Genomic DNA, 13,976 nt, shown 5'->3' on the forward strand with positions numbered 1-13,976 from the left:
GAAGGCCGGGCGATGCCCGGCCTTCCTTGTTCTCGATTACGGATCGACGCCGCCGCTTACTTCGGCGCGATGACCATAAGCATCTGACGGCCTTCCATGCGGGCGGACTGCTCGACCTTGGCGTATTCCGCCGTGTCTGTGGCCACGCGTTCCATGACGCGCATACCCAGCTGGTTGTGAGCCATCTCGCGGCCACGGAAACGCAGGGTGACCTTGACCTTATCCCCTTCCTCGATGAAGCGCGCGATGGCCTTCAGCTTGGTCTGGTAGTCATGGTCATCGATACCCGGACGCATCTTGATTTCCTTGACGTCCTGGGTCTTCTGGTTTTTCCGGGCGGCAGCCGCCTTCTTCTGCGACTCGTACTTGAACTTTCCGAGGTCGAGAATTTTGCACACTGGCGGATCGGAGTTGGGAGAAATCTCAACCAGGTCGAGGCCGACTTCAGCAGCAATTTCCCGTGCCTCCCGCGTATAGAGAACGCCGAGATTCTCTCCGTTCTGATCAATGACGCGCACGCGCGGCGCCTTGATGAACTCATTATAGGCGGGACCACTAAGCGGCGGTGGTGGCGCCAGAGGGCGCCGTGACATAGGCGGGCGGATGGCTCATTCTCCTTTCAGTTAACGCAAACAAGCGCGCCGTCCCCGGCACGCTTGAGCAGGTAATCGCTAACACGAAACCTGCAAGGCGTAAACGCGCGAATTTCGAATGAGTATCCGCTGCAACCGCGTCACTTCTGCGCTGTGGCAGGCACAACACGCAGGACGCGCCCTTCCACATTGTCGGTGAGCAGATAAAGCGCGCCGTCCGGTCCCTGCACCACATCGCGGATGCGCTCGCCCAGATCCTGCAGCAGCGGTTCCCAGCCGACGACCTTGTTGCCTTCCACATCCACGTGAGCGAGCATCTGGCCGGCAAGGCCGCCAACGAACACGTCGCCCTTCCACTCAGGGAACAGGGTGCCGGTGTAGAAGGCCAGCCCCGAGGTGGCGATGGAGGGATTCCAGTAATGGATCGGCTGCTCCATGCCTTCCTTGTGCGTGCCCTCGCCGATCTTCGCGCCGGAATAATCAACGCCCCAGGTGATGACCGGCCAGCCGTAGTTCTTGCCGGGCTCGGGGATGTTGATTTCATCGCCGCCCTTGGCGCCGTGCTCCACGGTCCAGATCTTGCCCGTCGTCGGGTTGATGGCCGCGCCCTGAATATTGCGGTGGCCATAGGACCAGATCTCCGGCCTGGCGCCCGGCTTGCCGACGAACGGATTGTCCTTCGGCACCGAGCCGTCCGGATTGATTCGCACCAGCTTGCCGAGGAGGTTGTCGAGCGTCTGGGCCTTTTCCTTCTGGCTGTAGCGCTCGCCCAGCGTCACGAACAGCGTGCCGTCGGGAGCGAACACCACGCGGCCGCCGAAGTGGGCGCTGCTCTTGATGGTCGGCATCTGGCGGAAGATCACCTGCAGCCCCTCCAGCCGGGGCGCGCCGCCCTCTTCCACCAGCTTGGCGCGCGCAACGGAGGTGCCGTTGCCGGCGTCCCCGCGCGGCTCGGAGAAGGCGAAGTAGATCAACCGGTTTTCGGCAAACTTCGGATCGAGCGCAATGCCGAGAAGGCCGCCCTGGCGGCGGTCATCCACCTCGGGCACGCTCGCGACCGGCTGGGACAGCTTGCCGTCCTTCGAGACGATGCGGATGCGGCCCGGCTTTTCGGTGACGATCATCCGGCCATCGGGGAGGAAGGCGAGACCCCACGGCTGCTCCAGCCCCTCGGCCACGGTCTCCACCTTGACGCTGGTCGCCGCCATGGATGCGCTGCCCGGCACCGCGCCGCCGCAGGCCGCCAGCATCAGCGCCACCATGGCACCCCGCGCCGCCTTCATGTTGAAAAGCCCCGATGCCTGCATCGACATGACTGCACCCCCACCAAACTTCGCCAACGGATCGTTACGTTATAAACGGATGAGCACCTAACCGGCTCCTTTCCGTTCCGTCAAGAATGGTGGTTTCCGCACAGGCCCTGGCGAGGGGCTGATAATCCGATATTCGCCCCTCAGCGGCGCTTGGCGGACCCTGGCGCGGGCGGCGCGCCTTCGGGCCGCGCCCCGGTCGGCTTGGCCTCATTGCCCTTGGCGCGGCGCCGGGCCGGCGGCATCGGCCCCACATCGCCCCGCGCCACCGACGCGCCAACCGATGCCGCAGGCGGCGCGGTGTGGCCGTGCGTATCGACCTCGTGCATCCCGTCGCCCTCGCGCAGCGACCACGCCTGCCGGATCAGCCCGCCGGCGCTATGATCGCCCGGCTCCTCTTCCGGCTCGTCGGCCTGCTCCAGCTCCCGCTCCGGCTCCGTCGGCGCACCCTGCAGCCGGTCCGGCGTCGTCGGCTTGGCAACGGTGGGTACGGGCTGCTCGTGAATCTTCTTGTCTTCGGCCATCACGCTTCTCCTTCCCCCATGCGAAGCGAACGGCCACGCCGTCTCCGGGGTTCCGTATGACGGCCTTTCAGGAAGAATGCAGGGGGAGCTTGCTCCCCTGCGACCCCCTATTCGTTTTACGGCCGTGTTTCCAGCGACCGCCCGGAACATGGCCCGTCAATTTCTGTATGAATGGGGCGAGCGCGGCATGAAGGGCGCGGCCCGATAAACGAATGGGGGTGCAGGGGTCCAGGCTGCGGTGACATTTTAGGAGGTGATGCGTTTCGGGAGGCGTGGTTCACGGCTGGCTGATGGAGGCTGGTGTGGAAGGCGAGGTTCTTCGGGACGATCAGTGGGAGCGGCTGCGCGCGTTTGTGCCCGGCGGCCGCAAGGGCAAACGCGGTCCGCGCAGCGACGGGCGGCGGTTCTTCGATGCGCTGCTGTGGCTGGCGCGCTCGGGGGCACGCTGGCGCGATCTGCCGGAGGATCGTTTTGGCCCCTACCAGACGGTCAAGAGGCGCTATTACCGCTGGATCGAGCAGGGCGTATTTGATCGCATCTTCGAGGCGGTGGCCTCGGACCCGGACATGGAGTGGCTGGCGATCGACGCCACGGTGGTCCGCGCTCAAGCTCAGGCGGCGGGCGGGCGCCAAAAAGGGGGGACCGCAAGCCCAGGCTCTTGGCCGCTCCTGTAGCGGTTTCGGGACCAAGATCCATGCCGTAGTTGACGCGCTGGGCCTGCCGGTCCGCTTCGCCCTTGGTCCGGGTCAGCAGAGCGACATGACCCCGGCCTGCGAGCTGCTGTACGGCCTGCACGCGCTGCTGGTTCTGGGCGACCGCGCCTATGATGCCGACTGCGTCTATGACCTCGTCCGCGAACAGGGCGGCAGTCCGGTCATCCCGCCGCGCCGGCACCGCAGATGCCAGCATGGCTATGACCGCTTTGCCTACAAACAGCGATGGGGCATCGAGGGCTTCTTCGCCAAGCTCAAGCAATGGCGGCGCATCGCCACCCGCTACGACAAGCTCGCCGCCACCTTCCTCGGATTCGTAAAGCTTGTCAGCATCATGCTCTGGCTCAAATAATTAAAATGTCACCACAGCCCAAGACCCCTGCAAAAAATCCTGAGAAAACAAAAAGGCGGCCCGAAGGCCGCCTTCCTGTGATTTTCCGTCAGAAGGAAAAACCTCACCCACGCAGGTCGGGCGGCGTGCCTTCTTCCTTGAGGCGGGCGATGATCTCGTCGAGGCTGGCCACCTGCTGCTTTTCGTCCGAGCCGAGGCGACGGACGGCGACGGTGCGCTCCTCCGCCTCGCGCTTGCCGACGACGAGCAGGTAGGGAACCTTGCCCAGCGAGTGCTCGCGCACCTTGTAGTTGATCTTCTCGTTGCGGATGTCCGCCTCGGCGCGGATGCCCGCCGCCTTCAGCGCCTTCGTCACCTCGACGGCGTAGTCGTTGGCGTCCGACACGATGGTCGCCACCACCACCTGGCGCGGGGCCAGCCACAGCGGGAACTTGCCCGCGTAGCTTTCGATGAGGATGGCGATGAACCGCTCCATCGAGCCGAGGATGGCGCGGTGGAGCATCACGGGCCGCTGGCGCGAGCCGTCTTCCGCCACGTAGGAGATATCGAACCGCTCCGGCAGCACGAAGTCCAGCTGGATGGTGCCGCACTGCCAGGTGCGGCCGATGGCATCGCGCAGGTGGAATTCCAGCTTGGGGCCGTAGAACGCGCCTTCGCCGGGGAATACCTGATACTCGTAGCCCGCGGCCTTCACCGCGTCCTCGAGGCCCTTCTCGGCGCGATCCCACACCTCGTCGGAGCCGGCGCGCAGCTCGGGCCGGGTGGCGAGGTGCACCTTGAACTCGGGGAAGCCGAGGTCGGCGTAGACCGTCTTCAGCAACTCGCAGAAGCCGATGGTCTCGTCGATGAACTGGTCGTCGCGGCAGAAGATGTGGGCGTCGTCCTGCGTGAACTGGCGCACGCGCATCAGGCCGTGCAGCGCGCCGTGCGGCTCGTTGCGGTGGCAGCAACCGAACTCGGTCATGCGGATCGGAAGATCCCGGTAGGACTTGATGCCCTGGTCGAAGATCTGGATGTGGCCGGGGCAGTTCATCGGCTTCAGCGCGAGGAAGTCGGGCTCCTCGCCCAGCTTCGGCTCCTCGGTGTCGATGTTGGGGATCTCGTCCGGCACCAGGAACATGCCCGCGCGGAACTTGGCCCAGTGGCCCGAGGTCTTCCAGAACTTGTTGTGGTAGAGCTGGGGCGTCCGCACCTCAACGTAGCCCGCGTCGTTCAGGCGGCGGCGCATGTACTGCTCCAGCGCCTGCCACAGCACCCAGCCGTTGGGGTGCCAGAACACCGAGCCGTGGGCCTCTTCCTGCAGGTGGAACAGGTCCATCTCGCGGCCCAGCTTGCGGTGGTCGCGCTTCTCGGCCTCCTCGATGCGGTGGAGGTAGGCTTCCAGGTCCTTCTTGTTCAGCCAGGCGGTGCCGTAGATGCGGCTCAGCATGGCGTTGCGGTGGTCGCCGCGCCAGTAGGCGCCGGCCACCTTGGTGAGCTTGAAGGCTTCCGGATTCAGCTTGCCGGTCGAGGGCAGGTGCGGGCCCCGGCACAGATCCTTCCAGTTGCCCTGGCGGTAGACCGTGATCGGCTCGCCCGGCGCGATGATGTCGTCGATGATCTGCGCCTTGTAGACCTCGCCGATCTCGTTGAAGTGCTTGATCGCCTCCTCGCGGTTCCACACCTCGCGGGTGATGGGCTCATCCCGGGCGATGATCTCGCGCATCTTCTCCTCGATGACCGGCAGGTCATCCTCGGTGAAGGGCCCGCGGCCCGCGGGGGCGAAATCGTAATAGAAGCCGTCCTCGATCGACGGGCCGATGGTCACCTGCGTGCCGGGAAACAGCTCCTGCACCGCTTCGGCCAGCACGTGGGCGAAGTCGTGGCGCACGATATCGAGCGCATCGTCCGTGTCCCTGGAGGTGATGAGGGCGAGCTGGGCGTCGCCCTCCAGCGGGCGGTTGAGGTCCCACAGGTCGCCATTGACGCGCGCCGCCAGCGCCGCCTTGGCCAGCCCCGCGCCGATAGACGCGGCCACGTCCGCCGGAGTCGTCCCCCGCGCCATTTCGCGTACGGAGCCGTCGGGAAGCGTGATGCGGAGGGATGCGTCGTTCATGAGTCTCTGCTTTACCATAAGGGTCTGGAAGGCTGGCAGACCCTATTCACCGGGGCGGCCAAGTCAAGCGATGCGGTGTCGCTGCGGCCAAGGATTTCGGGGCAAGGGCCACCCGCCCGGGGGTTCCCCGCCCCATGTGGACGCGGGAGGCCCGTCCCCCGATGCTCAGTAGCTGTAAACCACCGTCACGCGCATGGCGGTATCGGTTTTCTTCAGGCTGTCATCCAGCGGGTCGCTTTCGTGAACCACGTTGTAGGACAGGCGGGCCGAGAGCGAGCCGATCAGCTTTGTCGTCAGCGATGTGTTGGAAGTGAAGGTGTTGCTGGTGTCCATGATGGCCGAGGCGTCCTGACGGAGCACCAGCGTCGGCAGGATATCCCAGCGGTAAGCCAGCGAGCCGCGAGCTGCGATGGCATTCTCCGACGTGCCGTCGATGAACTTTACCTGGCGGAACGCCGGGCCCGCGTCCAGCGACAGGCTCATCCGCTGGCTCTGGATCAGCTGGAAGCCCACACCGAGGGACTGGGTAAAACGGTTTTCGTAACCGGCGAAGCGGTCGCGCTCCCACCCGGCAAGACCGTAGACAGAAATCCAGTCATTGAACTTGCGGTTGAGCTGGTAGTTGGCGAGCGAACGGTTGCGGGTCAGCTCGCCATAGGACTTCTGCCGGTCGAGCAGGGCATTGATGCGATGGCGGGTGGTCAGCCCCTCGCGCTGGGCATCGACCTGGACCAGGATGCCGGTTTCATCGCTGTTGCCGGTGGTCTTGCTGAGGCCCGCCTCGACGGAGCCGTTCCAGCCCTCGACGAACGACCGCTCGGCCAGTTCGGTGCGACGCTCCTGCTCCAGCCCGTTCTTCAGCTCGGCCACCAGGTGGTCGATCTGGCGGGCGTGCTCGGGATAGGCGCTCTTGGCCACATCCGCCACGCTGTCGAGCTTGCCCGTGTCGCCGGCCTCGGCCGCCTTGTGCAGCATGGCACCGATCGCCTCGGGCATGGCCGCCGGTGCGGCTGGCTCCGAAGCGGAGGAGACGCCGGACGAGACTGACGTATCCTGAGAAGCGGCAGATGCCGATGCATCCGGCACGGCGGTCTTGGCCTGTGCGGCAACAGCGCAAACCTGGCTCGCGGCCACCAGCCCCACTGCCATGACCGGGACCCGCAGAGTCGTAGAAAGCATACCCTACCCTTTGTTTTATCATACGCGCCGGGAAAGGCTGACCCGACAAGATTCGACACCCCGGCCCATACCCTAGGCAAAATGCCAATAGCCGAGCAACGCTTGTGTTTTAATATTTCGAAAAAGGCTAGGCAAAAGATGCTATTTTGTTGTCTCCCGTTCCCCTCCGGCAAGCAAATGGCATCCACGCCCGCCATCCGGGTTCCTTGTCCTCCCTCTCTGGCGCAGCCTGTTTTCACCTCGTCCGAAACCTGCTCTAAGGCGGTGCCGTACTATTCTTGAGCAAGGGAGCCCGCATGATCCGCCAATCCGTCAGCCAGCACGGCCTTGTTGATCGCGGCGACGGCGTTCGCCTCGCCTATGCCCGCCTGGAGGGCAAGGGACCCACGGTCGTGTTCCTCCACGGCTTCATGTCAGACATGGAGGGCGGCAAGGCGCTGGCGCTGGAGGAGCATTGTCGGAAAGCCGGGCAGGCCTTCCTGCGGTTCGACTGCTCCGGCCACGGCAAGTCCGAGGGCGCGTTTACGGACGGCACCATCAGCCGCTGGCGCGACGACGTGCTGGTGCTGCTCGACCAGCGCACGGAAGGCCCGCTGCTGCTGGTGGGCTCCAGCATGGGCGGCTGGCTGGCGCTGCTGGCGGCGCTGGCGCGCCCCGAGCGCGTAAAGGGGCTCGTGCTGCTCGCCGCCGCGCCGGACTTTACCGACTGGGGCCTTTATGCCGACTTCACCCCCGAGCAAAGGGAAGCGCTTAGCCGGGACGGGCAGGTGGCCATTCCCTCCGAGTACGGGCCGGACCCCTACATCTACACCAAGGCGCTCATCGACGACGGCGCGAACAACCGCCTGCTGCGTGGCCCGATCGCCTTTACCGGCCCGGTGCGGCTGCTCCACGGCCAGCAGGACCCGGACGTGCCGTGGACGCTGGCGCTGGAGATTGCCGAGAAGCTGACCACCCAAAGCGTGCGCCTGCATCTGGTGAAGGATGGCGACCATCGCCTCTCCCGGCCGGAGGATCTGGACCTGCTGTGCTCCGTTGTCGGCGAACTGACGGCGACGATTGGCAACTGACCTGCTAATCTCGCCGCCATGCCGAAACCCGCCGTTCTCCTCTCCGCCCTGCTGGCTGCCGCCACTGTCGCCGCCACCGCCCATGCCGCCGCCACGCCTGCCGAGGAAGCGGCGGCCCGGCATTACCGCGAGTGCGTCTCCGCTGTCAGGGCTGACCCGGCCAAGGCGGTGGACCTTGCCTCCCGCTGGCGCGACGAGGGCGGCGGCGTGCCCGCCAAGCACTGCCTGGGGCTGGCGCTGTTCGACAGCGGCAAGGCCAAGAACGCCGCCGTCGCCTTCGCCCAGGCGGCGTCCGACCTCGAAAGCGGCAAGAACCAGCTGCTGGGCGGGCCGATCCGCGCCATTCCGCAAACCATCGCCGCCCTTTACGGGCAGGCGGGCAACGCCGCCCTCGTGGCAGACGACCCGGCGAGCGCCTACCAGCATTTCAGCCGCGCCCTGCAACTGGTGGAGAACACCCCCGGCGCGCAGCGCGGCAATCTGCTGATCGACCGGGCGCGGGCGCTGGCCGGCATGAAGGATTACAAGCGCGCCAAGGCCGACCTCGACAAGGCGGTCGCCGACCTGCCGGGCTCCGTCGATGCCTGGCTGCTGCGCGCCGCCGCCCAGCGGCAGCTTGGCAAGGTGCAGGACGCCCGCGCCGATATTGAAAAGGCCGTCGCCCTCGCCCCCAAGGAGCCCGAGGTGCTGCTGGAGCGCGCCACCCTCGCGGCGCTGGCCGGAGACATCGCCGCCGCCCGAACCGACTGGCGCGCCATCATGGACATCGCCCCCGGCTCGGCGCAGGCCAGCACCGCCCGCGCCAACCTGGAACAGGTGCCCGCCACCGAGTCCGCAGAGGCGAATTAAGGTCATGCGAGGGGGCCGCCCCTCGCGCCCCCATTCGTTTGATCGGGCCGTGCGCGGGATGACGGGCGCGCCCTCTGGATAAGTTGTCTGGACAAGCGGGAATTGAACGGGCCGCACCCAATGATGGCCCATGGAGCCTCGTCTCAAATCCCGCGCCTCTCTAAACTTGAATGAGTTTAAGGAGCGTTCGCTCAACATTCGGGGTCAGGCGCGGCCCTTTTCAGCCCACGGGGCAAACGGGACGAGACTTCACGCCCAGATGCCCCGTAAAGCCCCGTAGAGGCCCCTTACAGCGCCAAAACAGACCTGCCCGCTACCACCCTAGCCGAGATAGGCAAAAACCTCTCTACGGGCGTTTTAACCCCATTAGCGGCGATTTGCCTGTTTGGATAAAAATCAAACAAACTTTTATCCAGAACGCCCCGGAAACGCGGCTCGTTAAAACCACTGGGAGGTGCAGGAGGGGCAAGCCCCTCCTGCAAAAAAAGAAACCCCTGATGAATCACCCCCGAAACACGTCTTTCCCCGCGCGGCGGGCGGCGAACTCCTCGACCGACTTGGCGGTGAGGAAGGGGTTGGTCTGCTTGTCGAGGCCGAGGGCAAAGGGCACGGTGGGCTCGCCCCGGCTGCGGGCGGCGCGCACGTCTTCCATGCGGGCGGCGAGCCGGGCGTTGTCCGGCTCCACGGTCAGCGCGAAGCGGCCGTTGCTCTCGGTGTATTCATGGGCGCAGTAAACGCGCGTTTCGTCCGGCAGGGCCTTCAGCTTGGCGAGGCTGGTGAACATCTGCTCTGGCGTGCCCTCAAAAAGCCGCCCGCAGCCCATGGCGAACAGGGTGTCGCCGCAGAACAGCAAGTTATCCTCGGCGAAGTGGTAGGCGATGTGGCCCGCCGTGTGGCCCGGCACATCGAACACGCGGGCCATCGCCCCGCCGTCCAGCGTCACCGTATCGCCCTCGCCCACGGCGCGGTCGATACCGGGGATCTTGGCCTCTTCACCCCGTGGCCCGGTGATCGTGCAGCCGGTGGCGGCCTTGAGGTCCGCGTTGCCGCCCGTGTGGTCCCCGTGCCAGTGGGTGTTGAGGATGTGGGTGATGCGCCAGCCGCGCCGCTGCGCCTCCGCCAGCACCGGCTCGGCGACGGCGGGATCGACGACGGCGCAGGTTTTGGTGCCCTCGTCACCGATGAGGTAGACGTAGTTGTCGCTCAGCACCGGAATCTGGACGACCTCAACCATGGCGCATCACCCCTTATGATTTACCAGCTGCCGGTGTTCTGCATGGATGCCCACGGCTCGGCGGGGGCCAACGCCTCGCCCTTCTGGAGCAGCTCGATCGAGATGCCGTCCGGCGAGCGCACGAACGCCATGTGGCCGTCCCTCGGCGGGCGGTTGATGGTGACGCCGCCATCCATCAGGCGCTGGCAGGCTTCGTAGATGTTGTCCACCTCGTAGGCGAGATGGCCGAAGTTGCGCCCGCCCGTGTAGCCCTTCTCGTCCCAGTTGTGGGTCAGCTCCACCTGCGCGTCCTCGTCGCCGGGGGCCGCGAGGTAAATGAGGGTGAAGCGGCCCTTCTCGTTGTCCCAGCGCTTCACTTCCCGAAGGCCGAGGAGATCGCAGTAGAACCGGAGGGATTCATCGACATCCGACACGCGGACCATGGTGTGAAGATACTTCAGACCCATTTTCTCAACTCCAGCTTTATGACGCGTCCGTGGCTTCTATGCCCGCCCGCCCGAAGGGTCCAGAGGGTGGATGCCGGACGATCCGTCCGTGCGGCCGAAACGTTCATCGGGCAGAAATCTAACAGGGGTCTTAATGACATAACCGCTGTTCGGCCAGGTTGAAACAATGCCAGGGCCCAAACGGCATGTGAAAAGGGGGATAACCATGACCGACCGCAATGCCATCCTTCTGGGCGCCGCCGCCCTTGTTGCCCTGGGCGTGGGCGTGGGCGGCTACTTCATCGGCGATGGCTTCAAGAACGCACGAAGAGCCGACCGGGCTGTCACCGTGCGCGGGCTGGCCGAGCGCGACGTGGTGGCGGACATCGCCACCTGGAACATCGCCTACGCCGCCAGCGGCCACCAGCTGGAAGCGGTGCAGGGCAAGATCGACCGGGATACCCAGATCATCCGGGACTTTCTCAAGGGCTTCGGCTTCGCGGACGATGAGATCACCCTCACCGGCGTTTCGGTGAACCAGTATTACGATAACTCGGACCGGGTTGCGCCTGGGCTCCGCAACAACATCAACATCCGCCAGACCCTCTTGCTGCGGACGCAAAACATCGATGCCGCCCAGAAGGCCCGCGCCGCCATGAGCGACCTCGTGCGCCGGGGCGTGCTGCTGGAGGCCAACGGCATCCCCATGGTCTACAGCTTCACCAAGCTGAACAGCATCAAACCCGCGATGATCGCCGCCGCCACCAAGGATGCCCGCGCCGGGGCCGAGCAGTTCGCCAAGGACAGCGGCTCGAAGGTGGGCGAGATCAAGCGGGCGAGCCAGGGCTACTTCTCCATCCTGCCGCGCGACGGCGAAGGCGGCCAGGAATCCAGCAGCCCCTACCAGAAGGTGCGCGTGGTCACGACCATCGACTTCTACCTCGAGGATTAAGGCCCGAGGCCGACTTGCCACCCGGCGGAACAGGCGCTGCCAGCACCCGTTCCGCTGAATAAGCGCGCAAGATTCGCGTCACGTTCAGGCAAGCGGAGAGTTGTCATGGCGAACACGCCAAAAGACTGGAGCAGCAGCGGCCAGCCCCCGGTCAATACGACGGGGAACGAGCCGGCCGAAAGCAAGGGCCAGAAGCAGGCAAGGAAGGAGGCCTTCCGCAACCAGGAGGAGGCGCGGGAGTCCGAGGCCAAGTGGTTCGTGCCCGAGCCGCGCGAGGAAGCCTCCACCGATCTTCCCGAAACGCCGACCCAGCCCTACAGCAACACCAACCTCCAACAGGGCGAGGGGCACCCGTCCGCGCTGGCGGCGGGCGGAGCAAGCGATACCGGCGACAAGAGCCGCAACATCGAGACCAGCCGCAATGCCGACCGGCTGGAGCCGGGGCAGGAGGCCAACCGCGGCATCGGGGCCGACCCCGACCTCATCCAGAACCGCCACGCCGAGGCGCGCGACGTCACCCACCTGGGCTCCGCCCCCTATCAGGGCACGGGAGAAGGCAAAACCCCCGGCGCGGGGCTGGAGCCGGGCGAAGGCACAGGCACGCAGGCAGGCTTTGGCGGCCAGCCGCGCCAGACCCAGCACGCTGGAGCCCATGAAGGCGAACGCCTGCGCGAAAGCGAGGCGGAGCGCGACGCCAGCCGCCAGCCAGGCGCAACCAGCGGCATGGCCCCGGCCGATCAGCTGGGCACGCGCGATCAGGGCCACCCTGGCCGCACCGCCAAGGGCGAACGCCCGCGCGGCACGCAGGACCTGCCCCTGCCCCAGGGCAGCCGCGAGACCGGCAAGGATGCCGCCGAGGCCGGCGGCTACGGCGCGGGCGGCAAGGGCACGCGCCAGTCCGCCGAGAGCCCCGAGGACATGCGCGACCGCCAGGCCCGCGAAGCCGGCGCGGACACCCGCGGCTTTGAAAAACAGAAAGCCTCCGAAGGCCCCAACGCCAAGCAAACCCTCAAGCGCGGCGCCGGCGACGATACATCAAGGCACTAGAGCAGCTCTCGAGCAGGGCGGACCGCCCTGCGGCTAGGAAAGTGCGACCACAGGAACTTGAGAAGCCCCGGTCTGATGCACTCGGATCGGGGCTCTAATAAGCGCGCTCTGTCAGTTATTTTTACAATAATTTCAATAAATTATCCGCAAACCATTGAATAAACGGCGAGGCCATTTCGGCACGGGATTTGCCTGAGGAAGCGGCACGAACCAGCAACGTGTCATTTACAGCCAGGAGATCAGGCCGTGACGAAGTGGAGAAAGGGCGTGCTCGCCGCCTTGGGATGCATGGCGTTCGGCGGGGCGGCGGAGGCGGCCGTGCTGTACGGCGTCACCGGCGACGGCTCGGCGACGCCGGAAAGCCTGTTCACCATCGACACGTCGAACGCGGCAGCCACCTTCTTCATGGTGCTCGGCAACGGCGGTGACGGGGAGACCATCGCCTACAATCCGGCCGATGGCCTGATGTACCACGCCTCCGGCATCAACAACGGCGACCGCTTCTGGGAGGGCATCAATCTCAACACCAAAACCATCGTGTTCTCGAACCAGTTCACCGGGCCGAACGTGGACGATGAAACCCTCGCCATGACCTACAACCCCGGCACCGGGCGGTTTCTGGTGACGGACCGGGACGACGAGTTCTTCGACACCACCCCGGCGGGCGTCGCCACCGATATCGGCGGTGTGGAGAACAATATGAAAGGGCTCGCCTTCGTCGGCGACACGCTCTATGGCGCGGAGGTGGGCCAGGAGACGGCGACCGACGAATTGCATGTCCTCGACCCGGCGACCGGCGCAACGCTCTCGACCGTTTCGGTTACCCTGCCCGGCTTCGAAGTGTTCGGCCTCAATGGCCTTGCGACCGATCCGGACACGGGCGAGCTGTGGGGCCTCATCCGCGTTGTGAGCGACGACGGCAGCTTCACCCGCCATCTGGCCCTAATCGACCCTGTGACCGGCGAGGCAACCTCCTCCGGCCTGCTGGCCGAGAACTTCGCGGGCATCGCCTTCGTCCCCAGCGCCGTTCCCGAGCCCGCCGCCCTCGGCCTCCTCGGGCTGGGCGTGCTGGGCCTTGCCTCCCTTCGCCGCCGCAGAGCGGCATAGGCCGAGGACCATTCCACGCCAGAAACAGGCCATCGCGCCATCCCAGGTCTTCGCCCAAGCCTGCCCATGAGATAGGATCAGCCGCCGGTGGAATTGTTTGGCTTGGGAGGCAGACATGGAGCAGCGCACTGCAACCTGCCGCTGCGGGCAGCTTCAGGCGACCTGCAAAGGCGAGCCCATCCGCGTTTCGGTCTGCCACTGCCTGGAGTGCCAGAAGCGGAGCGGCAGCAGCTTTGGGGCGCAAGCGCGATGGCCGGAGGCTCAGGTGACAATCACCGGCCGGGCCAAGACCTGGCAGCGCGCGGCGGACAGCGGCCGGAAAGCCACCTACCGGTTCTGCCCCGATTGCGGCTCGACGATCGCCTATACCAACGAAGCCTATCCCGGTGTCGTCGCGGTGCCCATCGGCGCGTTCGCAGACCCCCTGTTTCCCTCGCCAAAGTTTTCGGTCTACGAACACCGCAAGCACCCTTGGGTAGCCATACTGGGCGACGAGGTTGAACGCTCCGCCACGTAGCGGGACCGT

Annotated in this window: 14 protein-coding genes and 1 pseudogene; 8 read left to right on the forward strand and 7 right to left on the reverse strand. The window is 65.8% G+C overall.

Features of this window, described 5'->3' with window-relative positions; genetic code table 11:
- Nucleotides 1-56 precede the first annotated feature (56 nt).
- From infC to L0C21_RS01130, 3 genes are all read right to left on the reverse strand, one after another.
- On the reverse strand, nt 57-593 hold the full coding sequence (infC, locus tag L0C21_RS01120; protein ID WP_259276626.1) for a translation initiation factor IF-3: 537 nt from the start codon (nt 591-593) through the stop codon (nt 57-59).
- Nucleotides 594-733: 140 nt separating this feature from the next.
- The gene (locus L0C21_RS01125; protein ID WP_259276627.1) at nt 734-1,906 is read right to left on the reverse strand and encodes a PQQ-dependent sugar dehydrogenase; all 1,173 of its coding nucleotides are present in this window, start codon (nt 1,904-1,906) and stop codon (nt 734-736) included.
- 140 nt (nt 1,907-2,046) lie between these two features.
- Complete coding sequence (locus tag L0C21_RS01130; RefSeq protein WP_259276628.1) at nt 2,047-2,427, reverse strand: hypothetical protein; 381 nt, start codon at nt 2,425-2,427, stop codon at nt 2,047-2,049.
- Between the two features lie 290 nt (nt 2,428-2,717).
- Here L0C21_RS01130 and L0C21_RS01135 point away from each other — a divergent pair.
- Together L0C21_RS01135 and L0C21_RS01140 are read left to right on the forward strand one after the other, a co-directional pair.
- Nucleotides 2,718-2,927 (forward strand): annotated as a pseudogene (locus L0C21_RS01135) (transposase); the annotation flags it as partial.
- Nucleotides 2,839-3,492, forward strand: a complete 654-nt coding sequence (locus L0C21_RS01140) for an IS5 family transposase (protein ID WP_259276629.1) — start codon at nt 2,839-2,841, stop codon at nt 3,490-3,492. The pseudogene L0C21_RS01135 and the gene L0C21_RS01140, both read left to right, overlap by 89 nt.
- Before the next feature lie 103 nt (nt 3,493-3,595).
- On the opposite strand, the gene thrS is transcribed toward L0C21_RS01140, so the two are convergent.
- On the reverse strand, nt 3,596-5,587 hold the full coding sequence (gene thrS, locus L0C21_RS01145; RefSeq protein ID WP_259276630.1) for a threonine--tRNA ligase: 1,992 nt from the start codon (nt 5,585-5,587) through the stop codon (nt 3,596-3,598).
- Nucleotides 5,588-5,752: 165 nt separating this feature from the next.
- A complete protein-coding gene (locus L0C21_RS01150) occupies nt 5,753-6,766 on the reverse strand; it encodes a DUF481 domain-containing protein (RefSeq protein ID WP_259276631.1) in 1,014 nt (337 codons plus the stop codon).
- 296 nt (nt 6,767-7,062) lie between these two features.
- Here L0C21_RS01150 and L0C21_RS01155 point away from each other — a divergent pair, with 296 nt between their 5' ends.
- Both L0C21_RS01155 and L0C21_RS01160 read left to right on the forward strand, forming a co-directional pair.
- Nucleotides 7,063-7,836, forward strand: coding sequence for an alpha/beta fold hydrolase (locus tag L0C21_RS01155; protein WP_259276632.1), 774 nt, complete (start codon nt 7,063-7,065; stop codon nt 7,834-7,836).
- A gap of 18 nt (nt 7,837-7,854) precedes the next feature.
- Entirely contained in the window at nt 7,855-8,685 is an 831-nt protein-coding gene (locus tag L0C21_RS01160) for a tetratricopeptide repeat protein (RefSeq protein WP_259276633.1), read from the forward strand.
- Nucleotides 8,686-9,187: 502 nt separating this feature from the next.
- Here the strand turns inward: L0C21_RS01160 and gloB are convergent.
- Nucleotides 9,188-9,919 (reverse strand): hydroxyacylglutathione hydrolase, encoded by a 732-nt coding sequence (gene gloB, locus L0C21_RS01165; RefSeq protein ID WP_259276634.1) that lies wholly within the window; start codon nt 9,917-9,919, stop codon nt 9,188-9,190.
- A 20-nt stretch (nt 9,920-9,939) separates the two neighbouring features.
- Complete coding sequence (locus L0C21_RS01170) at nt 9,940-10,359, reverse strand: VOC family protein (RefSeq protein ID WP_259278777.1); 420 nt, start codon at nt 10,357-10,359, stop codon at nt 9,940-9,942.
- A 205-nt stretch (nt 10,360-10,564) separates the two neighbouring features.
- On the opposite strand from L0C21_RS01170, the gene L0C21_RS01175 reads away from it, so the two are divergent.
- The 4 genes from L0C21_RS01175 to L0C21_RS01190 all read left to right on the forward strand — a co-directional run bounded on the left by L0C21_RS01175 (nt 10,565) and on the right by L0C21_RS01190 (nt 13,967).
- Nucleotides 10,565-11,296 (forward strand): SIMPL domain-containing protein, encoded by a 732-nt coding sequence (locus L0C21_RS01175; protein ID WP_259278778.1) that lies wholly within the window; start codon nt 10,565-10,567, stop codon nt 11,294-11,296.
- 105 nt (nt 11,297-11,401) lie between these two features.
- The gene (locus L0C21_RS01180; RefSeq protein ID WP_259276635.1) at nt 11,402-12,343 is read left to right on the forward strand and encodes a hypothetical protein; all 942 of its coding nucleotides are present in this window, start codon (nt 11,402-11,404) and stop codon (nt 12,341-12,343) included.
- A 246-nt stretch (nt 12,344-12,589) separates the two neighbouring features.
- Nucleotides 12,590-13,450, forward strand: coding sequence for a PEP-CTERM sorting domain-containing protein (locus tag L0C21_RS01185; RefSeq protein ID WP_259276636.1), 861 nt, complete (start codon nt 12,590-12,592; stop codon nt 13,448-13,450).
- A 115-nt stretch (nt 13,451-13,565) separates the two neighbouring features.
- Nucleotides 13,566-13,967, forward strand: a complete 402-nt coding sequence (locus tag L0C21_RS01190) for a GFA family protein (RefSeq protein ID WP_259276637.1) — start codon at nt 13,566-13,568, stop codon at nt 13,965-13,967.
- The last annotated feature ends 9 nt before the right edge of the window (nt 13,968-13,976 follow it).

This window comes from Pedomonas mirosovicensis (assembly GCF_022569295.1).
Taxonomy (GTDB): Bacteria; Pseudomonadota; Alphaproteobacteria; order Sphingomonadales; family Sphingomonadaceae; genus Pedomonas; species Pedomonas mirosovicensis.

Bases quoted from the DNA above. Each gene is read 5' to 3' on its own strand.
- infC (WP_259276626.1), bottom strand. From the start codon at position 593: ATGTCACGGCGCCCTCTGGCGCCACCACCGCCGCTTAGTGGTCCCGCC.
- L0C21_RS01125 (WP_259276627.1), bottom strand. From the start codon at position 1,906: ATGTCGATGCAGGCATCGGGGCTTTTCAACATGAAGGCGGCGCGGGGT.
- L0C21_RS01130 (WP_259276628.1), bottom strand. From the start codon at position 2,427: ATGGCCGAAGACAAGAAGATTCACGAGCAGCCCGTACCCACCGTTGCC.
- L0C21_RS01140 (WP_259276629.1), top strand. From the start codon at position 2,839: ATGCGCTGCTGTGGCTGGCGCGCTCGGGGGCACGCTGGCGCGATCTGC.
- thrS (WP_259276630.1), bottom strand. From the start codon at position 5,587: ATGAACGACGCATCCCTCCGCATCACGCTTCCCGACGGCTCCGTACGC.
- L0C21_RS01150 (WP_259276631.1), bottom strand. From the start codon at position 6,766: ATGCTTTCTACGACTCTGCGGGTCCCGGTCATGGCAGTGGGGCTGGTG.
- L0C21_RS01155 (WP_259276632.1), top strand. From the start codon at position 7,063: ATGATCCGCCAATCCGTCAGCCAGCACGGCCTTGTTGATCGCGGCGAC.
- L0C21_RS01160 (WP_259276633.1), top strand. From the start codon at position 7,855: ATGCCGAAACCCGCCGTTCTCCTCTCCGCCCTGCTGGCTGCCGCCACT.
- gloB (WP_259276634.1), bottom strand. From the start codon at position 9,919: ATGGTTGAGGTCGTCCAGATTCCGGTGCTGAGCGACAACTACGTCTAC.
- L0C21_RS01180 (WP_259276635.1), top strand. From the start codon at position 11,402: ATGGCGAACACGCCAAAAGACTGGAGCAGCAGCGGCCAGCCCCCGGTC.
- L0C21_RS01190 (WP_259276637.1), top strand. From the start codon at position 13,566: ATGGAGCAGCGCACTGCAACCTGCCGCTGCGGGCAGCTTCAGGCGACC.